At 54.0% G+C, this 23672-nt stretch carries 18 protein-coding genes; 11 read left to right on the forward strand and 7 right to left on the reverse strand.

Annotation, left to right across the window (positions count from 1 at the left end; genetic code table 11):
• Positions 1-61 precede the first annotated feature (61 nt).
• The gene (locus P40081_RS36265) at positions 62-1024 is read left to right on the forward strand and encodes an alpha/beta fold hydrolase (protein WP_231575314.1); all 963 of its coding nucleotides are present in this window, start codon (positions 62-64) and stop codon (positions 1022-1024) included.
• 114 nt (positions 1025-1138) lie between these two features.
• Here the strand turns inward: P40081_RS36265 and P40081_RS09370 are convergent, their stop codons facing one another.
• The 3 genes from P40081_RS09370 to P40081_RS09380 are packed head-to-tail and all read right to left on the reverse strand — an operon-like array spanning position 1139 to position 4534.
• Positions 1139-2311, reverse strand: coding sequence for a glycoside hydrolase family 130 protein (locus tag P40081_RS09370; protein WP_042134981.1), 1173 nt, complete (start codon positions 2309-2311; stop codon positions 1139-1141).
• Positions 2311-3525 (reverse strand): AGE family epimerase/isomerase, encoded by a 1215-nt coding sequence (locus tag P40081_RS09375; RefSeq protein WP_042134982.1) that lies wholly within the window; start codon positions 3523-3525, stop codon positions 2311-2313. The genes P40081_RS09370 and P40081_RS09375 overlap by 1 nt, the downstream gene beginning before the upstream one ends.
• Positions 3526-3571: 46 nt before the next feature.
• On the reverse strand, positions 3572-4534 hold the full coding sequence (locus P40081_RS09380; protein WP_042134984.1) for a glycoside hydrolase family 113: 963 nt from the start codon (positions 4532-4534) through the stop codon (positions 3572-3574).
• Between the two features lie 267 nt (positions 4535-4801).
• On the opposite strand from P40081_RS09380, the gene P40081_RS09385 reads away from it, so the two are divergent.
• From P40081_RS09385 to P40081_RS09395, 3 genes are all read left to right on the forward strand, one after another.
• A complete protein-coding gene (locus P40081_RS09385; protein ID WP_042134986.1) occupies positions 4802-5824 on the forward strand; it encodes a glycoside hydrolase family 130 protein in 1023 nt (340 codons plus the stop codon).
• 170 nt (positions 5825-5994) lie between these two features.
• Positions 5995-8058, forward strand: a complete 2064-nt coding sequence (locus P40081_RS09390; protein WP_156118569.1) for a methyl-accepting chemotaxis protein — start codon at positions 5995-5997, stop codon at positions 8056-8058.
• 110 nt (positions 8059-8168) lie between these two features.
• Complete coding sequence (locus P40081_RS09395) at positions 8169-9974, forward strand: peptidoglycan D,D-transpeptidase FtsI family protein (protein ID WP_042134990.1); 1806 nt, start codon at positions 8169-8171, stop codon at positions 9972-9974.
• Here the strand turns inward: P40081_RS09395 and P40081_RS09400 are convergent.
• Positions 9935-11161, reverse strand: a complete 1227-nt coding sequence (locus P40081_RS09400; RefSeq protein ID WP_042134992.1) for an AI-2E family transporter — start codon at positions 11159-11161, stop codon at positions 9935-9937. The two genes, P40081_RS09395 and P40081_RS09400, sit on opposite strands and share 40 nt — an antisense overlap.
• A gap of 252 nt (positions 11162-11413) precedes the next feature.
• Between P40081_RS09400 and P40081_RS09405 the strand changes: the two genes are divergently transcribed.
• Positions 11414-12799 carry a polysaccharide deacetylase family protein gene (locus P40081_RS09405; protein ID WP_042134994.1) on the forward strand — a complete coding sequence of 462 codons (1386 nt, stop codon included), beginning with the start codon at positions 11414-11416 and terminating at the stop codon, positions 12797-12799.
• 521 nt (positions 12800-13320) lie between these two features.
• Here the strand turns inward: P40081_RS09405 and ilvD are convergent.
• Together ilvD and P40081_RS09415 are read right to left on the reverse strand one after the other, a co-directional pair.
• Positions 13321-15006: a dihydroxy-acid dehydratase gene (ilvD, locus tag P40081_RS09410; protein ID WP_039295667.1), complete on the reverse strand. Its 1686-nt coding sequence runs from the start codon at positions 15004-15006 to the stop codon at positions 13321-13323.
• Positions 15007-15390: 384 nt separating this feature from the next.
• Entirely contained in the window at positions 15391-16431 is a 1041-nt protein-coding gene (locus P40081_RS09415; protein ID WP_042134996.1) for an acyltransferase family protein, read from the reverse strand.
• 201 nt (positions 16432-16632) lie between these two features.
• Here P40081_RS09415 and P40081_RS09420 point away from each other — a divergent pair, with 201 nt between their 5' ends.
• From P40081_RS09420 to mgrA, 4 genes are all read left to right on the forward strand, one after another.
• Positions 16633-17382 (forward strand): alpha/beta hydrolase, encoded by a 750-nt coding sequence (locus P40081_RS09420; RefSeq protein WP_042134998.1) that lies wholly within the window; start codon positions 16633-16635, stop codon positions 17380-17382.
• 49 nt (positions 17383-17431) lie between these two features.
• Entirely contained in the window at positions 17432-18202 is a 771-nt protein-coding gene (locus P40081_RS09425) for an HAD family hydrolase (protein ID WP_042135000.1), read from the forward strand.
• Between the two features lie 36 nt (positions 18203-18238).
• On the forward strand, positions 18239-18979 hold the full coding sequence (locus tag P40081_RS09430; protein ID WP_042135002.1) for an NAD-dependent protein deacylase: 741 nt from the start codon (positions 18239-18241) through the stop codon (positions 18977-18979).
• 99 nt (positions 18980-19078) lie between these two features.
• Complete coding sequence (mgrA, locus tag P40081_RS09435) at positions 19079-20083, forward strand: L-glyceraldehyde 3-phosphate reductase (protein ID WP_042135004.1); 1005 nt, start codon at positions 19079-19081, stop codon at positions 20081-20083.
• A 100-nt stretch (positions 20084-20183) separates the two neighbouring features.
• Here the strand turns inward: mgrA and P40081_RS09440 are convergent, their stop codons facing one another.
• Complete coding sequence (locus P40081_RS09440) at positions 20184-21041, reverse strand: AraC family transcriptional regulator (protein WP_231575315.1); 858 nt, start codon at positions 21039-21041, stop codon at positions 20184-20186.
• Positions 21042-21280: 239 nt separating this feature from the next.
• Between P40081_RS09440 and P40081_RS09445 the strand changes: the two genes are divergently transcribed.
• On the forward strand, positions 21281-22459 hold the full coding sequence (locus tag P40081_RS09445; RefSeq protein ID WP_042135009.1) for a galactokinase: 1179 nt from the start codon (positions 21281-21283) through the stop codon (positions 22457-22459).
• A gap of 1 nt (position 22460) precedes the next feature.
• Positions 22461-23447 carry a UDP-glucose 4-epimerase GalE gene (gene galE / locus P40081_RS09450; protein ID WP_042135011.1) on the forward strand — a complete coding sequence of 329 codons (987 nt, stop codon included), beginning with the start codon at positions 22461-22463 and terminating at the stop codon, positions 23445-23447.
• The last annotated feature ends 225 nt before the right edge of the window (positions 23448-23672 follow it).

Here is a 23672-nt window from a genome sequence, read left to right on the forward strand (position 1 = left end):
AGTTTCTCTTTTTGACCTGAGCACACGCCTATATAATTTGGACATCAGTTAAGAGAAGGGTGTGACGTTACACATGGCTGCGATTCCGCAGAACGAGCAGGCTCTGCACCGGTTCATTTCAATAATCTGTTCACCGCTGTCCATCGTTCAATATGTCCTTACGAAGCGTGATGCTCTAACCTACAAGCCTCCTGGAGAAATGATTCCTGTGCAGGATGCCTGCCTTCATGCCCATGTTATGGGAAAGGGAGAACACACCGTAATTCTGGAAGCGGGTATGGGCGGATCATCCCTGGACTGGTCAATGGTGCAGCCGGAGCTGTCGCTGTATGCCAAGGTAGTCTCGTATGACCGGGCAGGCCTGGGCTGGAGCGGGAGCGGCAGCCAGCCGGAAAGTGCAACCTGCAGGAAATACGTCCGGGAGCTCAGGGAACTGCTGAAGGCAATGGACTGCAAGCCTCCCTATATTCTGGTGGGACATTCCTATGGAGGCATGATTGTGAGATGTTTTGCGGGGGAATATCCGGATGAAGTGGAGGGGCTGCTGCTGGTTGATGCTGTACATGAGAGCCGTTATCTTACGGATGAAATGAGCAACCGCCGGAAACAGCAGCGGGAGGCGAACAGACGGCAATATAAGCTGGGTTATCTGTTGGCGCCTGCGGGGATTCCCCGCTTGCTTAGAAGGCCTGTAGGAGGGCGGAGACTCCCGGCAGCTATCCAAAAAAACGCCTCAAGTCTGGGATACCGCAAGAGTGCTTACCGGGCCGCATATGCAGAACTGCTCTGCGCGGAAGAGAGTGCCCTGCAGCTGAAGGCGGCAGAGCCGCTAAGCAGCAAGCTGCCCATTACGGTGCTTAGCGCAGGCAGTCCGGATGAAGAATGGAAGCAGGGCCAGCAGCGCTTAGCCAGGCTGACCCCAAATGTACAGCATATTACCGAAGAAGATCCCCGGCATTCCATTCCCATTCACAGACCGGAGACGGTCGTTAAATACGTCACCGAATTATTGAATACCTTATAGCCAGCGGCTCAAACGAATAAAAGGCAGTACCGGCAGAGCATTCTGCAGGTACTGCCTTTTTACTGGTATAAGCGCTTCGTGCAATCTGCCCTCAGACGGATATTACAGCTGTAATTACAGCTGGAGATTCCGGTCAATCAGGGCAATGCGCTGCTGGACACAGGCATAAGAGCGGAGCGGATCTTCAGGAGTATTCAGCACATAATCAAGCATTTGATCTACCGTAGTGGTAGCCACATGAATCCGGGTGTCGGAGGAAGCGTAGTAGATATAGATGTCCCCGTTGTCCCGGGCGATTATGCCGTTGCAGAATACAACGTTGGATACATCGCCGACGCGTTCTTCACCGTCCGGAGCGATGAAATGTCCGCCGGGAGCATGGGTAACCTTGTTCGGCTCATCCAGATCGGACAGGAATGCGTACAGTACATAACGCAGTCCCGCAGCAGTGTTGCGGACACCGTGGGCGATGTGCAGCCAGCCTTGAGGGGTTTTGACCGGCGCCGGGCCCTGGCCGTTTTTCACTTCCTTGATCGTATGATAATAACGCTGATCCATAATGGATTCGCTGGTAATTACAGCATTCTCAATGGTATCGGACAGTCCCCAGCCGATGCCGCCGCCGGAGCCTGCATCAATGAACCCATCCTGCGGGCGGGTGTAGAAGGCATATTTGCCGTCTACGAATTCAGGATGCAGCACTACATTACGCTGCTGGGCAGAGCCGGTCTTGAGGTCAGCCAGACGTTCCCAGGTCTTCAGGTCCTTAGTGCGGGTGATTCCGCACTGGGCAACTGCACTGGACAGATCGCCGTGCGGGGCAGCGGGATCTTTGCGCTCGGTGCAGAACAGGCCGTAGATCCAGCCGTCGGCATGTTTCACCAGACGCATATCGTAGACGTTGATATCCGGTTCTTCAGTTTCCGGCAGGACAACCGGATGATCCCAGAAGCGGAAGCCGTCTACACCGCTGTCGCTCTCGGCTACAGCGAAGAAGGATTTGCGGTCATTCCCCTCGACACGGGCCACAATGTAGAACTTGCCGTCCAGCTCAATGGCTCCCGGGTTGAAGATGCCGTTCACGCCGATCCGTTCAGCGAAATAAGGATTGGTTGCCGGGTTAAAGTCATAACGCCAGATCAGCGGCGCATGTTCCGCTGTGAGCAGCGGGTATTGATAACGGTCATAGGTACCGTTGCCAAAGGGAACCTTCTCATTTTTGCGGCCAATCAGTGATTCATATCGTTCTGTTAACTGCGCCTTGCGTTCTGTGAATAATGTGCTCATTATTTAGTCTCCTTTGAGGTTGTTGTCAGTCTTCCGATCATTTCAAAGCAGGCTCTGCTGTTATGATAAGGGCATTTCCAGGCACTGACCTTGGATGCATGCGCCAGCGGCTGCAGGGATTCATCAACGGCCCAGAACCACTCGCCTAATGTATGATCGACCATGTAGCTGTTAGTGAACGTCCAGGCTGCCTCAGCAGCATCGCGGAACCTCGGATCTCCGGATAGCTGGTAGGCATTATAGAAGCCGACGATCGCTTCGGCCTGCGGCCACCAGTCTTTATTCTTATCCAGCAGCCCGTTCGAATCCGCCTCATTCCAGATTCCGCCGTCAGCGTCAATGCCTTCAGCCAATGTTGCTTCGGCCATGGACAAAGCCACACTGCGCACCCGGTGCAGCAGCTCCTCATCCCCAAGCACTTCAGCCGCTTCGACCAGGAGCCAGCTGCCTTCGATATCATGACCGTAGGAGATATGGTCGGACTTGATATTCCACTCTTCATCCAGGAACAGATGGAAATGCTTGCCCTCCTTATCAATGATGTGGAGGAGCATGACCTCAATCAGCTCAGCCAGCCGGGTCCGCAGCTCTTCGGATTTCCACACACGGTACAGGCCGGTGTAGCCTTCCAGCACATGCAGATGGGTGTTCATCGATTTCTTCTCATTCATGTCCTTGCTGCTGAGACTCAAATTCTCTGTCATCTGCCACTGCTCAGAGAGGGCTTCGATATAACCTTTATTAAGCGGATCATAGCCGTATTGCTCGACCATACGGAACAGTGCCACAGCCTGATCGAGTGCATCCTGGCGTCCGGTAGCATGATGGAACTCAGCCAGGGCGTAGATGGCGAAGGCCTGGCCGTAAATTTGTTTTTTGCGTTCGGAAGGGGCGCCCAGCGCATCTACCATCCAGTAATAGCCGCCGTATTCGGCGTCGGTGAAATATTGAAGCAAATAGGCGTGGGCCCGTTCAGCCATAGTCAGGTATTCAGCGTTGCCATACATGCGGTAAGCGCTCGCAAAGGTCCACAGAATCCGCGCGTTCAGCACCAGGCTTTTTCCGGCCTCCGGATTGATATTCATCTGGTTATCTATTTCACCTACGAATCCGCCATGCTTGTCATCCAGGGTATGCTTCATCCAAAAGCTGAGGATATTATCTTTCAGCTCTGCTTCCATTTCATTCCGCCAAATCTGTGGCGATTTCGTCATATGGTTGTTCACTCCTAAACAGTAATGGTAGATATTGAAATCAAGGCTATAAGGTAGGCGGGGATTTCGTCTTGGAACTGTAATACTCTTCAATAATGCCTGCCGCCGGCTTGCCGTACATGCAGTAATCATCGTTGCCTGCTGCTTCGTCCAGCGGATAGAGCTGTGCCGGCCAATCCCACAGCATGAAGCCCTGTACCCAGTCCCGCTTCCCGCAGGCGCCGAACATGGCAAGGTAGAACCGGCTCTGCTCTTCAAGATCCGGGCCGCCCTCGAGACTCCAGTCATTCGGGATGGCGGCACTGCCGGTCCGGCTGGGGCATCCCGCTTCCATGAAGAAGAAGGGCTTGCCGTGTTTCGTGACCACCGCCTCAATCCGGTCAAGCTGTACTTCCCAGTCCTGCTCGGGATAATAGCCGCTCGAAGAGATTACATCAAGCGCATCCCACCAGCTCACGTTATCCTCCTGATACTTATCGCAGTTGTAGGTGATTACACCGCTGTATACCTTGCGGACTTCGGCAATCAGGGCACGCCATTCTGCGGCCCGCCGGTCCGTCTGGACCAGCTCACAGCCGACACAGAACATCTCGCAGCCGCTCTCTTCGGCAAGCACAGCATAATGAAGGATAAAGGCTGTATAGGAACGGAACCACTCTGACCATTTCGGCTCGCAGGGAACATCCTTGTCGAAGAAGTTGATATGAGCCCGCCATGTGCCGTCTGCACAATTCACAATGGGCTTCAGGCAGACCTTCAGTTCAAGTGATTTTGCCTGGCGGATGGCCCAGCGTACCTCTTCATCACTGACCGTGGGTTCTGACCAATAGGGGATTTCTGTAGATTGCGGGGTAGCTTGAAGTGCGCTGAATGCGATGGCGGTCCAGTTCGCACCGGTAGCCCTTTTCATCAGTTCCATGGAAGACTCCGCTGCATCATTGGCCCAGGTTCCCCGTCTGCCCATGAACCCCCAGGTTACGCCTCCGATATACTCGCTAAGCAGTGACATGTGGTAACCTCGCTTTGCTGTAGAATGAACAAAAAAATATAGTGTATAAAACAAAAATAATAATTTATTTGTATTTTGTTATTATGTTATTGTTATTTAACGATAACAAGAATACAATTAAGTTATAACGCTTTTTATGAATGTTTTCAAGGGGGAATTGTGCGGGAAGCCTGAAACCGGCCTCTATGTATGTCCATTCTGCGGAGTGGACGGAATCATCAGTCAACTGCAGCCGCGGCTGCGCCAATCTGAAGGGAGACTATTGCTATGAGAGAAGTTCAACTGACCGGAAGTAACATTCCGAATATGCCTTGGCAGGACAGACCGGAAGGAAATGAGAATCCGGTATGGAGACACAGTGACAACCCGGTCATCAAACGCAATCCGGCCAAAGGGGTTGCACGTATTTTCAATAGTGCGGTAATTGCCTATGAAGGAAGCTTCCTCGGCGTATTCCGGGTAGAGGATAATACGACCCGCCCTCATCTGCGTATGGGCCATAGCCATGACGGACTGGACTGGAAAATTGAAGACGCTCCCATTCCATTCATTGATGAACAAGGCAACCCCTACATGCCGAGATATGCCTACGATCCGCGTCTGGTTAAGGTTGAAGATACGTACTATATTATCTGGTGTACGGATTTCTACGGCGCCGCCATCGGTGTAGCCAGAACGCAGGACTTCAAGACCTTCGTCAGCCTGGAAAATCCATTCCTGCCGTTCAACCGCAACGGTGTGCTGTTCCCTAAGAAACTTAACGGCAACTTCGTGATGCTCTCCCGTCCAAGCGACAGCGGTCATACCCCGTTTGGCGATGTCTTCCTGAGTGAGAGTCCTGACTTCGTCTACTGGGGCAAACACCGTCATGTGATGAGCAGAGGCGGACAGGGCTGGTGGCAGAGCACCAAGATTGGCGGCGGTCCCGCCCCGATTGAAACCTCCGAAGGCTGGCTCATGTTCTACCATGGTGTAACTGGAACCTGCAACGGGCTGGTGTATAGCATGGGTGCGGTTATTCTGGATAAAGACGAGCCGTCAAGAGTCAAATACCGCTCAAGGAACTTCGTGCTTACACCGGAAGAATGGTATGAGGAGAGAGGCTTCGTGAACAATGTTCTCTTCCCGTGCGCGACCTTGAATGATGCCGAAACGGGCCGCATTGCCATCTACTACGGGGCGGCTGACACTTATGTAGGTGTTGCGTATACGACGGTGCAGGAAATCGTCAACTACGTGATCGACACTCATGAAGAGGTTGGCGATGATGCGGATTTAGGCAAAATCTAGGTCGAATAAGGCAGCAGAGGCCTTTTCACCTGACACCGTTGGTCTGCATTCTATGCTACTCATCTCATACAACAAAATCACAGCGTTACAAGATCTGATGGTATATTATTAATACTGGCCTTGTGCGGAATCATTCCCTACAAGAATACAGCAGATCCGGCGGTGATTTTTTGAGCAAGTCAACAGTTCGCGGTAAAAGTATTCTTACTCGGCTGCATCCCTCCAAGTCGCTGGGGGTGCGGCTCTTTCTCGTGTTTTTCGTTGCGACGATGGGAATCGTCCTGTCTTTGGGCTATACATCCTACTCTGTTGCCAAACAAACAATCGAGAACAATGCACTGTCCGCTAATCAGCAGACAGTCGAGCAAACGGCAGAGAAGCTTGATGTAACTCTGCTGCGCTTTGAAGATAATCTGGGCCAGCTGTTCTACAATAAGGATATCCGGCAGGCAGTCTCGGAAGAAAGTACTGCTGCTGCAGGCGGGGGGACGGAACAGGCCGCTGTGATCAGCGGCCAATTGAACCATTGGCTCTCTGCAGTTACTAATGTGCAAGCGGTTTATCTGATTCCTCTTAATGAAGCGCTGCCTGCCGCGTCAGCGGGGGCTGTGGACAATGAATTCCTGGCGGGTGTCCGCGAAGCTTCGTGGTACAAGCAGCTGCAGGATAAGCCGCAGGGCTTGTGGATTACTGAGGCCCTGAAGCAAGGGGAAGCAGAAGGCGTGGTCCATTTCGCCAAGTCCGTAGCGGGGGAAGAGGGAAGCTTAGGATACATAGCGGTCTGTGACATCAAGACTACGGAGCTGGCCAGCCACCTCAGCAAAGTCGATCTGGGGATGGATTCTTATATCCAGCTGCTGACTACCAAAGATGAGATGATTGCCTCTTCCCAGCATCAGGAGACAGACACTTACTTGCGTCTGGGAGGGACCCTGTTCAAGGGACTCAGCGAGAGCTCAGGCTCCCTGCCGACCAAGGATGAGAAGGGCAAATCCATTCTTGCCGTGTATGGTACACTGCAGAGCTCGGGCTGGAGACTGCTTGGCGTTGTCCCTTCCGAGAATCTGATTAAAGATGCGGGCCGTATCCTTAACACCACTTACATAGCAGTGGCTGCCGCTGCCGTCATCGCTATTCTCATTGGCCTCTGGATGGTAAGGATGGTCTCACGGCCGCTGTCGCGTCTGCGGGACCTCATGTTCCAAGGGGCAGAAGGTGACCTGCGTGTGCGTACAAAGGTAGTCTCGCATGATGAAATCGGCCAGCTGTCAGGCTCCTTCAATATGATGATGGAACGGATCACAGAGCTGGTCGTGCACACCAATGAGACTGCACGTGAAGTACTGGAGACCGCAGATGCCCTGGGCAATGCATCCCGTGAGACCGCAGTGGCCGCACAGGATATTGCCGCAGCAACTGAACAGATTGCCGGCGGTGCAGGAAATCTGGCGCTGGAAGCAGACCGCGGAAATGAGATGACCGCCCGGATCTCCGAGCGGATGGATGCGGTGATTGCTGCGGCCCAGGAGATTGGCGGGACCGCACATAACGTACAGGCGTCCAGCAGGGAAGGTGTCGTCAAGCTGCAGGAGCTGCTGGGCAGAACGCATGAGACCGGCGATAGGACAGGGAAGCTCGTCATTAAGGTCAATGAACTGAAGGATACCACCTCGTCAGTCATCCGGGTGCTTGAGGTCATGCAGAACATTACCCAGCAGACTAATATTTTGTCGCTTAATGCTACTATTGAAGCAGCCCGGGCAGGCGAAGCAGGCAAAGGCTTCACCGTGGTCGCTGATGAAATCCGTCAGCTGGCTGAACAGTCCAAGCGTTCCATTGCAGTAGTTGCTGAGATTACCGACAGAATCATGAATGACATGCATGAGACTGTAGCCGCATTATCCGAGGTGGCACCTTTGTTTGGAGAACAGATGACGTATGTTCAGAGCACCAGCGAGATCTTCGTCAGTGTACAGGGGCAAATGAATCATCTGATTACCCGGCTGGATTCCGTGTCAACATCCATTGACGGACTGAACCACTCGCAGAGAGTGCTGTCCGAGACGATTGGCAATGTCAGCTCGTTTGCGGAAGAATCCTCTGCCGCCTCCGAGGAGGTTGCATCCCTCACCGGTGAGCAGGAGAGCGTAAGTGAATATCTGGTCAATCTCTCCGCCAAACTGGAGAATGCATCGTCCAAGCTCAAAGAACGATTGTCTAAATTCAGCGTGTAAGCTGCAAGTGTATTAACCGCTTTTCCTTCGGGGGAAGCGGTTTTTTTGCGGTTTGGGGTGGGCATAATAGAACCCATAGTTCCGCAGCCCACTTGATGGAGGAATAACACTTGCAGAAGCTGGTTCACAAACGTATATTTTGGAGTCTGCTGATCCTGTCTGTGCTCGTTGCAGGCTTGATCATCAGACTGGCCTGGGTCCAGCTGCTGCTGAAGAATCAGCAGGTAAGCAGCAGCGGGTACACGATGGCACAGATGGCTGAAATTCAGAGCGAGCGGGAGACAGTGCTGGACAGCGGACGGGGCCGGCTCTATGACAGGAACGGAGAACCGCTGGCCGGAGAGACTGTGTGGACAGCGGCGCTGTTTCCGCAGGAAGAGTCACTTCCGCTGCATACGGTTACCGGGGAGCCTGCCGGGGATAACCAATTGCACCGCCTGGCAGAAATCCTTGGGGTCAGCTACAACAAGCTGCAATCCAGACGCACAGGACTTAAGGAGCCGCTGCTATGGCCCTCCGGCAAAGGGAACATTCCGCTGGCATTGTCGTTGTCAGAGGCCCGCGAAGTGGAAGAGCTGGGAATTGAGGGGGTTAAGGCGCTGCCCTTTGCCCGCAGATATGATGGAGCCGCTTCAGGGCGGCAATGGCTTGGTTATTTGTCTGAAGCTTCGGGTGAAGCCCTCCGGCAATCACCGACTGGTCTGCGGATTCCGCGTACAGGTACGGACGGGCTGGAGAAAACACTGGAGCCGCTGCTGCAGGGAGTGGGGCATACAGAGGCGGTTGCCCAGGTGGATGCCAGGGGCAACCGTGTTCCAGGCAGTCCGATTGTAGTCAAAGCACCGGGGAATCCTTATTACCCGCTGTCTTTATATACCACGATTGATAAGAAACTACAGGAGAGTATTGAGCAGCTGGCCGCAGAAGCAGGCGTGAAGGAGGGAGCCGTTGTAGTCCTGGATAGCCAGAACGGCGATATTGCCGCGATGGTCTCCTTGCCGTTCTACAACCCGGAGCAGATCTCGCCGCAAGGGGGCGAATGGAACAACCGGGCGCTGCAGGCAGCGGTACCCGGGTCCATCTTCAAGATAGTCACTGCCGCTGCTGCCCTGGAGGCCGGATTAACTTCACCGGAGGAACCGTTCTATTGTAAAGGAGAATACGGGAAATACGGATTAACCTGCCTGAACGGCAAAGGACACGGCGCCCTTACGATGGCGCAAGGGTTCGCCGTGTCCTGTAATACCGTGTTCGCCACGCTTGCCGAGCGGCTTAGTGGAGCACAGCTTAATGCTGCTGCTCTGGCACTGGGCCTTGGCCGGGACATCGGCTGGCAGGCGGAGAATACGCTGGGCCTGCCGCTGCTCCGGCCGCTCTCCGGGGAGCAGGCGGGGACGATCTTCACCACGCTGCTGCCGGATGACGGCGGGGTCAGGGTGCAGACTGCAATCGGCCAGCGCGATGTGCGGATTACACCGCTGCAGGCGGCGAATCTCGTAGTCACGCTGCTGCATGGCGGGGAGGTTAGAGCGCCGCGTATTCTGCAGCGGGTTGCTTTTGCCAACGGCCAGACGCTGAAGGAGCTTCCGGGACATTTGGCCCCTGCGCCGCAGGGCAGAATATCCGGGGCAACCGCCCGCGTGCTGCTGTCCATGATGCGTAAAGTGGTGACAGAAGGAACAGGCCGGACGCTGCAGGGCCTTGAATGGCCGGTCGCCGGCAAATCAGGCACAGCGCAGACTCTGGTCAAAGGCGTGGCCCGCAATAATCAATGGTTCATCGGCTATGGCCCGGTAGACCATCCGAGATATGCTGTATCCGTTGCTGTCGAGAACGTGGCTCCAAGCAGTCCGCAGGCAGCTGCCAAATTATTCGGTCAAGTATTTGAGCTGCTGTCCGGGTCAACGGGGGCTTGAGTACCGACTGTGCCTGCTGTACCAGCCGAAGCTGTACCAGCCGTATTACCCGGTACAGGGCCGCCGGCTGTGGAGGGTTCAGAAGCGGCAAACGGAGACACGATGAATTCCTCCTGCGGCAGATAGATCCAGCGCTGCAGATACCCCTGCTGAATCAGCTCCTTGAGCAGGATCAGCAGGATCGGCGACAGAATAAGGCCAGCGATGCCAAATACAGAGGAAGACAGAATTACGAAAGATAACATCAGGAACGCCGAGGAGACGCCGATCGAATTTCCGGTGATTTTGGGCTCCAGCAGCTGCCGTATAACCATCACCACTGCCAGCAGAATGATCAGACCAATGGCAAGTGAGGTATTGCCGACAATGAACAAATAAATAATCCAGGGGATCAGAATCGCCGGTACTCCAAGTAGCGGCAGCAGGTCGAACAAGGCGCAGATCAGAGCCAGAGTAAGAACATTTCCAGTCTGCAGAATCAGCAGTCCGGCGAGAACGATCACGAAGGTAATGCTGATCAGAATCAGCTGGGCTTTTAGATAAGAACCTATAGCCTTGAACACATTCCCCTGCAGGAAAGCGTAAGCCGTCTTAAAGGTCTTGGGCAGCTTGTCATGGGCGATCCGGCGCCAGTCCTTAATCTCCATACTGAGGAAAAAGGCCAGAATAATCGCAATGCCGAAATTAGCCATAAAAGAAGAGAAGGAGCCAAGCACACCGATCATATATTTAAAGAAGGTGACCATCCACGTCGAGAGGACATTGGTCGCATCGGTGAAATAACCGTTCAGTTTGTCTGTGAGATCGGGCGGGAGCGCATCAATTTTTTGCTGGAGATAGGTGGTAGCCTCAGTAAAATGCTGCTGGACTATGTATGTATATCTGGGCAGATTGTCCTGGAATTGAATGACCTGAGTCGTAATCAGCAGTCCGGCAGCAAATAATGCGCCAAGCAGGATCACTAAGAAGAGTACCACGGAGATAGCGGAGGCGAAAGGCTTAGCCATTCCCTTGCGGTTCAGGAACCGGGCCAGCGGCTCAATCAGCAGGAAGACAAAAAAGGACAGGAACACAGGAGCGGCCAGCTGATACAGCTTACTGAATCCCAGCATCACGAGATATAGCGTCAGAATAACCAATCCTATGTCGAAAAAAGTGCGCCAATATTTATTGTACAGCGGCAGCATAGAGATAAACGACTCCTTTTTTAGATAAATTTACAATAATCACTTCAATTCATTGTACACGATTTTAATAAAAAAGCGTCTATTTCTTTGGCAGCTGTGTTAAAATAGGGGGTAACGTTTTTTTTGAATGTACTACTTGTCGCCACAACGGTATTGTCCTCTTGCAGGACAGCAGACGCTTCTACTTACTCTACTTGGCCGTATCACATGTAAGACGAGCCAAAGTCAACTCTGGAAAAGCGGGGAATTTACATGCAGACTTTGCTGCTCTGGCTATTTTACATTTCTACCTTTTATGCTTTCATTCCTGGAATGATCAGCCGTATATTTGGTTATCGTGTCTTTCGGAAGGGAATCGGGCGCACGGATTATGGCCTGACCTTTGATGACGGACCTGACCCGCATTATACACCGTTATTGCTGGATTTGCTTAAGCGCTATGGAGCTAAGGCGACTTTCTTCGTGGTAGGTGCTCATGCTGAAGCGCATCCGGAGATTATTAAGCGTATGCATGATGAAGGGCATCTCATCGGGATTCACAATTATGTGCACAAGACGAACTGGCTGATGCGTCCGGCAACGGTGAGGAAGCAAATTCAGCGGACCGATGATATTATCTTCAAAATAACCGGCGAGCGCAGTACCTATTACCGTCCGCCGTGGGGAATTGTGAACCTGTTTGACTTCTCGAAGCGGCGGCAGGTGCAGATTGTACTCTGGTCGGCCATGTTCGGCGACTGGAAGGAGAAGCTGGGGGCGGAACGTCTGACCGACAAGCTGATCTCCAAGCTGGGCCCTGGTGAAGTCATGCTGCTTCATGACTGCGGTACTACGCTCGGTGCCGATCCGCATGCACCGGAGCATATGCTTATTGCCCTGGAGCGGATGCTTCAAGAAGCGGATAGGCGGGGGCTGCGAAGTATCCGGATTGACAAGATGATCAAGGCGGTGCAGGAATCACCTATCACGCGTCTGTCTTTCGGCAAACGGCTGGTTGTCGGCTTATGGCTGGCCTGGGAACAGGTATTCCAGCTGTTGTTCCAGATCAAGACGATCTCACCGGCAGATCCGTTCCTGCATTACCGGCTGCGTAAGTATCAGGGGAATCCCGTGCAGATGGATAACGGCGAGACCTTAAGCAAAGGCGACAAGGTGATAGAGCTGCATATCGACAACAGGCAGCTGTTCGAGCTGGGGGTGCATTCACGTTCCTCTGCACAGCTTGCCATCCGCATGATCCGCCGTATGGAGAAGGATCTCCCGGTGCTTGCGGAGCGGATTGCCGGTGATGTGGATCTGGCGGAAGCCAAGGCACTCTACGGTGTGAGCATGCTGAACCGCGGGCCGGAGAAATTCGGATTCATGGTTCTGGATCTGCCAAGCGGCCTGTTCGCAAGTTCCACCAAATTCTATCTCAGTATTCTGCTCAGCGTCATTCATCCGTCAGGCGGAGCGAGACTTAAAGTCCGCAGTGAGCTGCTGGTACCAAAAATGATGCTGATGCCCGTGTCGCAGCTGCTCGACCAGATGAACCAGCAGCGGCCGCAGAAGCCGGTGAAGCAGCGGGAGCGGATGCGGGAAGAGGAGCATTCCCTTGAAGCTGAACTTGAACTACCCGGAGCAACGGTTGTTCATTGAATGCAGCAGGCAGACAGCACTTATAAATTTTGATATTTATCTATACCGCAACTGAAGCTGCTTCTTATGCTCCGCTGGCCTGAATGGGCTGGCGGGGCTTTTTATATATCTGGAGCTATTGCCGATATGTTTGCTGCCTGTGTCGGACGGAGATCCCGAGACCTCCATCCTAAGTCGAAATCCTGCACGAAATACAACATTTCCCGAGTTAAATCGGAGATTACCGGAAAATGTTGTATGAAATGCAGGATTTCACCTACTCCAGGCGGCTTAGCGGGAAGATATTGTATTTCATACAACAATCTTCCGGAACAACCCGTTATCGATGAATCAAAGTTGCAGAGCGTACAACATTTCCCTAGCGAACAGCGATAGAGACAATTTGGGTGGTCCCTACATCTGCTGGAACTGTGCAATTCTAGTCGCAAATCGGTCCTTACATGTCAAAAAGAGCAGTCCCGCCGCATTAACGGAGGAGACTGCTCTTTCAGTTCGTTCTTTCTATCTCAGGCTGCGGCCGATTAGATCTTCAGCACGCCGCCTTTGCTTGCATTGGTAACCAGCTTGGAGTAACGGGCCAGGTAACCGGTCTTCACCTTCGGTTCGAAGCCTTTCCAGCCGCTGCGGCGGACAGCCAGGACTTCTTCTTCAACCAGCAGCTCGATCTTGCGGTTGATCAGGTCCAGTTCGATGATGTCGCCATCCTCGACAAAAGCAATCGGTCCGCCCTCAGCCGCTTCCGGCGAGATGTGGCCGATACTGATACCGCGGGACGCTCCGGAGAACCGGCCGTCGGTGATCAGGCCGACCTTGGCGCCAAGACCCATACCGACGATCTGCGAAGTCGGTGCCAGCATTTCCGGCATACCCGGTCCGCCCTTCGGACCTTCATACCGGATAACAACGACATGGCCTTCTTTGACCTTGCCGTTCGCGATCCCTTCCAGCGCCTGCTCCTGGGAGTCGAAGCAGATGGCAGGGCCCTTGTGGTAGCCGCCAACGGAAGCATCTACGGCACCAACCTTGATGATGGAGCCTTCCGGAGCCAGGTTGCCGTAGAGTACAGCCAATCCGCCTACCGGGGAATAAGGGTTGTCTATTGTATGAATAACCGACGTATCCTGAATCTCATGACCCGTGACATTCTCGGCCAGAGTCTTGCCGGTTACGGTCATGCAGTCGCCGAAGATGGCGCCCGGCTTCTTCAGCAGCTCGTTCAGCACAGCGCTGACGCCGCCCGCCCGGTCCACATCCTCGATGAAGATATCGGATGCCGGAGCCAGCTTGGCCAGGTAAGGCACGCGGTTGGCTACTTCATTGATGCGCTCCAGCGGATAGTCAATTTCAGCTTCCTGAGCTAGTGCCAGGGTATGCAGCACAGTGTTGGTGGAACCACCCATAGCCATATCCAGCGCAAAGGCATTGTCCAATGATTCATGGGTTACGATATCACGCGGCTTCAGATCCAGCTTGATCAGCTCCATTAGCTGGGTAGCTGATTTGCGGACGAAATCTCTGCGTTCTTCGGCAACAGCCAGAATGGTGCCGTTGCCCGGGAGAGCAAGGCCCATAGCTTCAGCCAGACAGTTCATGGAATTGGCTGTGAACATACCCGAACATGATCCGCAGGTTGGACAGCCGAATTGTTCCAGTTCAAGCAGTTCAGCGTCATTGATCTTGCCGACCTGATGGGCGCCAACGCCTTCGAACACGGATGTCAGGGATAGCTTCTTGCCTTTGCTGTCTACGCCGGCCTTCATCGGTCCGCCGCTGACGAAGATCGTCGGGATGTTGACGCGCAGTGCGCCCATCATCATGCCCGGGGTGATTTTATCACAGTTGGGAATGCACACCATTCCATCGAACCAGTGAGCGGAAACCATCGTTTCCACAGAATCGGCAATAATCTCGCGGCTTGGGAGCGAATAGCGCATTCCGATATGTCCCATGGCAATACCGTCATCTACGCCGATGGTATTGAATTCGAACGGAACCCCGCCGGCTTCACGGATAGCTTCCTTAACGATTTTGCCGAATTCCTGCAGATGCACATGACCCGGTACAATGTCGAGATAGGAATTGCAGACTGCGATGAACGGCTTGCCGAAATCCTCTTCCTTAACGCCTGCGGCCCGCAGAAGGCTGCGGTGCGGAGCACGGTCAAAGCCCTTTTTGATCATGTCTGAACGCATTTTCTTGTTTGCCATGATGAAATTTCCCCCTAAAAGTAATGTGAGCCTAACCTCTTGGAACGGTGAGAACAAATATAGTGCCGCATTAACGCATTGCAATCCCAAAAGCTGCGTGTCTGCGGTTTATAGAAGGTACAAGGTCCAGCTTCCTGCAGTGAACAGAAGTAGGGCGGAGCCGTTTCTATAAAACAAGCGGATTGGATACGAACGTTAATAGAGAGTCTATCACAAAAAACCTCATTTTTCTACCGGGCAATGTGAAGTTTGTCGCAGTCATCTCCCGGCTGACCCATGGAAACGGCTACACTGTCCTCCACAGGAATTCATACACAAAAAGCCTATCCGCGGCGGGACAGGCTTCTACATATTAATAAGGGAAGAGGTTTCTGTGAATAATTACTAAAGTGAACGCCGGATGGCGGCGCGCTGGAGTGAGAGCATCCAGTCTACAGACGGCTCCACCAGAGGGTTCAGCATACGTCTGACAGCGGGCTGGGCCAGCAGCACCGTGCAGGATACTGCGCCTGCAATCAGAAGAGCGGCTCCGGCAGCATTTCCGATATAGGCATACAGGCCGGAAACGGCAGCCGCCCGGACAATGAATCCGTGAAGTAGGAAGACGTAGAGGGTCCGGCGCCCCAAGTCTGTGATGCGGCTTAACCCGTAAGGGACCAGGCCCAGAAATGCCAGGGAAGCGGCAAATTGCAAACCATACACAGCGAGCCGGAACACCCCCGCATACCATTCATGAGCACCGAGCTGCATATAGGTCATACTGCCGAACAGCCAGCCCATCGGGAGACCGCGTCCCGCTAAGCCCATCACGATAAGCAGCAGGATTGAAGCTGCAGCGGCAGCGGTTTTGACATATTGCTGATACAGCTTAATGAAAGCTCCGAATGAGAAATGAAATCCGATGACGAAAAAGGGCAGATAGACAAAGGTGCGGCTGATGCTGAACCAGATTCCATCCAGCTGCAGATAACCTACAGCCACACCTGCGGCGATAGCAAAGGCAAACTGGGCGCTCTTGCTCCAGCGGCTCATCCCCAGCATGAGCAGACGCCAGAAGGCGTGGCTGGCCAGGAACCACAGCAGCAGGTAAGGAGCGAAGAAGGAATGCTGTATGTTATTTACATGGAATAAGGAAATGTCGAGTGCGGAGTAGAGGCTCTGAAAAATAATATATTGCAGTCCGATCTGCAGCAGCACCTTACGGCCGGCCGCGCCATTTAAGCTTTTACGGGCAAAGTAACCGGTCACAAGCACAAACAGCGGCATATGAAAGCTGAAGATCCATTGGTACAGGGTGTGGAGTCCGCTCATTTCAAGAATCAGGGGTTCGATCGCATTGGCCACAAAGACAGTTACAATAAGCATGAAGCGCAAATTAAGAAAAAACGTTTCTCCACGCGTGTCGAGCGAGCTTTCCCGGTTCATGACGTTACCTCCAATAAATGCGGTTTGCGCGATGCTTAATACTTTAATTTTAAAATACATGATTTCCGGTAAATAAATTGTGAAATACATCACAATGGTAAGCGCTCTCATGGCCGCCAGATGTGGCGAAGTGTTGAAGGTTGTTTGATTTCATTGATTACACTATAATTTTCTGTATGCAGTATCCGGGAGTGAATTCTATTGAGAAAAAGCAGTACCAAACGTAATGTGCTTATAGGAATTGTATTGATTCTGCTGGTGGCAGGGGTGTTTATATGGAAGTACCTGACTCCGTATCAGCCTGCTGAAAGAGCCGAATCCGCACTTGTCTCTGCCGGGGGAGTTACAGTAGAGCAGAATGACAACTGGATCTCGTTCGAGCCATCGGTTGCACTCGGCACCGCCGTGATCTTTTATCCCGGCGCACTGGTCGAGGCGGAAGCTTATGCTCCGCTTGCCAGGAAAATCGCAGCAGCCGGCCACCCGTTCTATATCGCGAGAATGCCGCTCAATCTGGCCGTGATCAAGGGGAATGCTGCCGAAGAGATTATCCGCGTGCATCCGAAGCAGTCCTTTGTGCTTGGCGGACACTCGCTTGGCGGGGTAATGGCCTCGCGCTTCGCCGCAGATCATGCCGACCAGCTGGAAGGCGTTTTTTTTCTGGCTTCCTACCCGGATGAGAAGGGCAGTCTGAAGGATACTACGCTGTCCGTATTGTCGGTGCTGGGTACGGAGGACAAGGTGGTTGATCAGGAGAGCTATAACGAAGGCCGGGCTTATCTTCCGGGCAACACTGTATACACGCCGGTCAACGGCGGCAATCATGCCCAGTTCGGGAGCTACGGCCCCCAGAAGGGTGACGGCATAGCCACGATCACAGAGGAAGAGCAGCAGGCACGCACTGCGCGGGCCTTGCTGGATTGGATAGGGAATCTGCGTCAGAGCAAGTGAGCACCGAATGACGGAAGTAACTCCGCCTGGGAGAGGAGTGTCAGTCTGAATGCCTGAATTGCATATTAATGAGATATCCGTTCCGTGCAGGGGCATCTTGTTCGACAAGGATGGAACGCTGCTGGATCTGCTTGCCACCTGGGGAAGCTGGGCTGATCTGATTCTGGAGAGGCTGGGCAGCCAGCTGGCATTCATCGGCGGCCTGCCGCGAGCCGGGCCGGAGCTTGCTTCTGTGCTGGGTACGGTTCATGATGCCAACGGCAAGGTGACCGGCTATGATCCCGCCGGGCCGCTCTCCATGGCGACCGCCGAAGAAACGACCGGGATTCTGGCCTGGCAGCTGTATGCTGCCGGCGTTCCCTGGAATGAAGCGGTAACGCGGGTGAATGCGATCTCCAAGGAAGCTATGAACGAGCTGCGCCGGCGGAGGGCGGCGGTGGCAATACCGGGGCTGCCGGATTTCCTGGAGCAGTGTGCGGCCGCTTCGCTGAAACTCGGTGTAGTGACCTCAGACAATATGGCCACTACCCGTGAGCAGCTGGAGTGGCTTGGGATATCCGGTTATTTTCATTCTGTCGTCACCAGAGACAGAGTGAAGCACGGCAAGCCTGCACCGGAGATGGCCGAGACGGCCTGCCGGGAGCTGGGCCTGCTGCCCGGGGAGACGGTCATTATCGGTGACAGTAATGCGGATATGCAGCTTGGCAAGGGAGCCGGACTGCGTCTTGCTGTGGGTCTGTCTCCAGACGGGGCCGCAGCCCACCTGCTGGATGCGGATATTGTTGTTTCCGGCTATCCGCAGCTCCGGTTAACATTCTGATTTCATTTCTGTACAGAGAGGAAACGTGTGGACTCTATGGATCAATTGCAGCTACTGGCTTCCTGGATCAAAGACAGCGGGAATATTGTTTTTTTCGGCGGCGCCGGAACATCAACGGAGAGCGGCATACCGGATTTCCGTTCGGCGGCCGGTCTATACCAGACTCAGCACAACTCTCCTTATCCGCCTGAAGTCATGCTGAGCCGCAGCTTTTTCATGTCCTCGCCGGACATTTTTTTTGATTTCTACCGCAGCAAGATGATACATCCGGAGGCGAAGCCGAACGGAGCCCACCGGCTGCTGGCTGAACTTGAAGCCAAAGGCAAGCTGAAGGCAGTCATTACACAGAATATCGACGGTCTGCACCAGCTGGCGGGAAGCCGCCGGGTGCTGGAGCTGCACGGCTCGATTCACCGCAATCACTGCATGGACTGCAATACCTATTACGGTCTGGAGCAGATTCTGGAGCAGACGGCTGCTGTACCGCTGTGCCCGGAGTGCGGCGGCATCATTAAGCCGGATGTGGTGCTCTATGAGGAAGCGCTTGATCATGATGTGCTGGTCGAAGCAGTGGCGGCGATTGCGGCAGCAGATCTGCTGTTGATTGGCGGCACCTCGCTCACCGTCCAGCCGGCGGCAAGTCTGATCACCTACTTCGGGGGAAGGCATACGGTGCTGCTCAACGGCGATCCGACACCGTACGACCATCAGGCAGATCTGATCATTACGGACCGGATCGGCGATGTGATGGGCAGAATACAAGGGCTGATCGGATGAGGATTTCAAGCTTTTCGCCGGGGTGAAGATTACAAAGTCTGTACGGAGTTTAAAATAGGGTATTGCAATAACTGAGGAAACGAGAGGCAGGGATAATCAATGGTATATGTGGCTAGCGATGAACGGTATGAAGTCATGCGTTATAACCGCACCGGCAGGTCGGGCCTCAAGCTTCCGGCAATTTCACTGGGCCTGTGGCATAATTTCGGCGGCATCGACACTTATGAGAATGGCCGTGAGATGATCACCCGCTCTTTCGATCTCGGAATTACCCATTTCGATCTGGCTAATAATTATGGCCCTCCGGCAGGCTCGGCAGAGGAACTGTTCGGCAAAGTTCTTGCCCGTGATCTCGCTCCGTACCGTGACGAGCTGGTAATCTCCACCAAGGCGGGATATTATATGTGGCCCGGCCCTTACGGCGACTGGGGTTCACGCAAATATATACTATCCAGCCTGGACCAGAGCCTGAAACGGCTGGGACTGGACTATGTGGATATTTTCTATTCCCACCGTCCGGACCCGGAAACACCGATGGAAGAAACGATGGGAGCACTGGATCATGCCGTGCGTTCAGGCAAAGCGCTCTACATCGGCCTGTCCAACTACACGGCTGAGCAGACGGAGCAGGCAATTGGCATCCTGAAGAAGCTCGGAACACCGCTTCTGATTCATCAGCCGCGGTATTCCATGCTCGACCGCTGGATCGAAGGCGGGCTGCAGGATGTGCTGCAGGAGCATGGCGTCGGCAGTATCGCCTTTACACCGCTGGCGCAGGGCCTGCTGACCAGCAAATACCTGAACGGCATTCCGGGCGATTCCCGGGCCGCCGGGCCATCCGCCTTCCTGAACGAGAGCCGGATTACGCCGGAGGTGCTGCGCAAAATCCATGCGCTCAATCAGATGGCGGTAGCTCGCGGCCAGAGCCTGGCCCAGTTCGCGCTCCTCTGGACGCTGCGCGGCGGCAAGGTGACCTCGGCGCTGATCGGCGCCAGCCGGGTAAGCCAGATCGAGGAGAATATTGCCGCTCTGGCGCATGGCGATTTCTCGCAGGAAGAGCTGGAACGGATTGAGACGATCCTTGGAACAGAGGATGAAGCCTGAGTAATCTATAGAATTGACAAGCAACAGCCCGCTTCCGGAACAGGAAACGGGCTGTTGGCTTAAGCGGAGTTCTGGTAGAACGCCGGATGCTCTCCTGAGCCTATTTCTCCCCGGGATTGGCAGTTGCCTGCCGGTAAGTGCTGGGAGACTGGGCACAAAATCGTTTGAACTGCCGGGAGAAGTACAGGGCATCGGTCAGGCCGACGGAGGCTGCGACCTGCTCTACTGACAGCTCAGGGCGTTCGCGCAGCAGCTGGCGGGACTTCTCAATGCGCAGCTTCAGCAGATAGGTCACCGGCGAGAGGCCGGTCTCCTGCTTGAAGATGCGTGACAAATAAGCGCGGTTATAGCCCAGGCTGCCGCACATCTGTTCAATGGAGACCGGATGGGCATATTGTGATGTCATATAGTTGATCATTTGCTTCACTGTGCGTTTGACCTGCGACTCCGCCCCGGGCGACCTTAAGGAGGAGATCAGCAGACCGGATGCTTCGCCGATGATCAGGTAAAGATAGCCGAGCGAGGTCAGATGCGCGCTCTCCTTGCCCGCATAGAAGGCGGACATCATCCCGGCGAGTGCACCCGGGATCAGACTGCCTTCAGCCGTGGTCAGGACCGGCTTCTCCGGGGAGAAGCCGGCCTGCAAGGCGAGCTGCTCCGCCTCCGTTCCGGTGAAGGCAGCCCAGCGGTACCGCCAGGGCTGCTGCTGATCCGAGATGTAGCTCACCAGCTGGGCCGGGTGGATCAGGAAGCAGTCTCCCGCCCCCAGTTCATATTTGCGCTGCTCGGTCCGGAAGACACCGGAGCCGGACTCAATGTAGTGAAGCAGATAATAATCGTAGATCTTGGGGCCGGCCTGATGCAGCGGAAGCGTCTGGCTCTCCCCGGCGAACAGCACATGCAGAGACTGCTGATCGAAATACACGGGATTTGATCCTACGGAATAGGTATGTTCCAACGGCCATCCGCCTTTCTTGAATATAACGCTATCATAGCTTAGCATGAGGGGAAGCGCAGAAATGAATCTTTATCTCCAGTATATCCTCCCGGCTGCCGGAAGTCACATTTGTCCATGTATTGCACACATGATTGCATTATCAGGGCAAGTCTGATTTTATTATAATGTAAGCAGAAGGAAGCAAGTTGGAAACAAGTTGAAAGCCCAAGCACAAGCAGCGAAAGGATGGAGTGGCAATAATGAGCGTACAGGAACTTAACAGTAAATTTATCGAGAAATACGGGGAGAGCAGCGAAGAGGCGCGGGTATTCTATGCACCAGGCCGTGTGAATCTCATCGGAGAGCATCTGGACTACAACGGCGGTTATGTGTTCCCGGCAGCACTGGACTTCGGAACTACCCTTATCGTACGTCCGCGTTCGGATGGCAAGGTTCAATTCGCATCAACGAATTTCCCTTATGAAGCCTCTATCGACTACAGCGAAATCGGCAAAGCCAAAACCGGCGAGTGGGTTGACTATCCGGTTGGTGTTATGGTCGAGCTGGCCAAGAAGGATCTTCCGGTATCCGGAGGGTATGACCTCTTGTTCCACGGAGAGATTCCGAACGGCTCGGGCTTGTCCTCTTCCGCTTCCATCGAGGTAGTAACAGGTTATGCCTTCCTGACGCTGCTTGGCGGAGACACGGATACTGTAGAGATCGCCCTGCTGTCCCAGCGTGCGGAGAACCAGTATGTGGGTGTAAACTCCGGCATCATGGACCAGTTCGCTGTCGCCAACGGCAAACGCGACCAGGCCATCCTGCTGATGTGCGACACCCTGGAATACAGCCTGGTACCGTTTGTGACCGGCTCTTATAAGCTGGTTATCGGCAATACGAACAAGAAGCGCGGCCTTGTGGACTCCAAGTACAATGAGCGCCGCAGCCAATGCGAGGAGGCTCTGGCTATTTTGAAGCAAGAGGTGCCAACCCTGTCTTACCTGGCCGAGCTTAAACCTGAACAATTCGAGCTTCATCAGCATAAAATCACCGACGAAACCGTCAGACGCCGCGCCCGCCATGTGGTGGAAGAGAATCAGCGTGTGCTCGATTCGGTTGAAGTGCTCAAGAACAATGACCTGAAGCAATTCGGACTCTATATGAACGACTCCCATGTCTCCCTGCGTGACCTGTATGAAGTCAGCTGCGAAGAGCTGGACATCATGGTTGAAGAAGCACAGCGTATTCCGGGAACACTCGGCTCGCGTATGACAGGTGCCGGATTCGGCGGATGTACAGTATCTCTGGTGCATGAGGATGATGTGGAACGTTTCATTGCCGAAGTCGGCGAAGCTTACAAGAAGAGATCCGGTCTGACGGGCGAGTTCTATGTATGCACGATCGGCAACGGCGTTGAAGAACTGAAAGGAGTGAAGTAAGATGGCGATTCTGGTAACGGGCGGAGCAGGATATATCGGTTCCCACACAGTGGCGGAGCTGCTGGACCGGGGCGAAGAGGTTGTAGTTATCGACAATCTGCTGACAGGGCACCGCGAGGCGCTGCTGGGCGGCAAGCTGTATGAGGGAGACCTGCGCGACAAGGCACTGCTGGCCAAGCTTTTCTCCGAGAACAAGATTGAAGCGGTAATCCATTTCGCAGCGAGTTCCCTGGTGGGCGAGAGCATGAAGGATCCGGTAAAATATTACGACAACAACGTGTATGGTACACAGTGTCTTCTCGAAGCGATGCAGCATGCCGGAGTGGACAAAATCGTCTTCTCCTCCACAGCCGCAACCTACGGCGAACCGGAAAAGGTGCCGATTGAAGAAACGGACCGCACTGAACCTGCGAATGTGTACGGGGAGACCAAGCTGACCATGGAACGCATGATGGCCTGGTTCGACAAGGTACTCGGCATCAAATACGTAGCGCTGCGCTACTTCAATGCTGCAGGTGCACATGCCAGCGGCAAAATCGGCGAAGACCACCGTCCGGAGAGCCACCTGATTCCGCTGGTGCTCCAGGCTGCACTTAAGCAGCGGGAGAACATCGCGGTCTTCGGCGAAGACTACCCGACAGAAGACGGAACCTGCGTACGCGACTATATCCATGTCAGCGATCTGGCGGATGCGCATGTCCGTGCGGTAACCTACCTGCGCAGCGGCAGTGCAAGCAATATCTTCAACCTGGGCAACGGCCTGGGCTTCTCCGTCAAGCAGGTGATTGAAACTGCGAAGAAGGTCACCGGCCTGGACATTCCGGTTGTAATCCAGGAGCGCCGCGCCGGTGATCCGGCGGTACTTGTCGCTTCTTCGGCCAAAGCCCGGACGATCCTGGGCTGGGACCCGCAGCATGCCGATCTGGAAGGCATCATTCAAAGCGCCTGGAACTGGCACTCCGCGAATCCGGAAGGGTATGGCGGCTAAGCCTGCCAATGTACTTTGTTGTGAATAGTACGGAAGCCTGGCTTGAAGAATAAGCAATCCTAAGATGAACAAAAGAAAAATAAAAAGCCAGAAGGATAGAAGGGGGATTTTGGAACTGTAGGAGCGTTAGCGACCGCCTGAAAGCTTTCCGCAGGAAAGCTCGCTTCGGAAGCATCAGCAGTCACCGGATTTCTACCGCAATCAGCGGGTCAATCAAGAAATCTG

This window comes from Paenibacillus sp. FSL P4-0081 (assembly GCF_000758565.1).
GTDB lineage: Bacteria > Bacillota > Bacilli > Paenibacillales > Paenibacillaceae > Paenibacillus_AQ > Paenibacillus_AQ phytohabitans.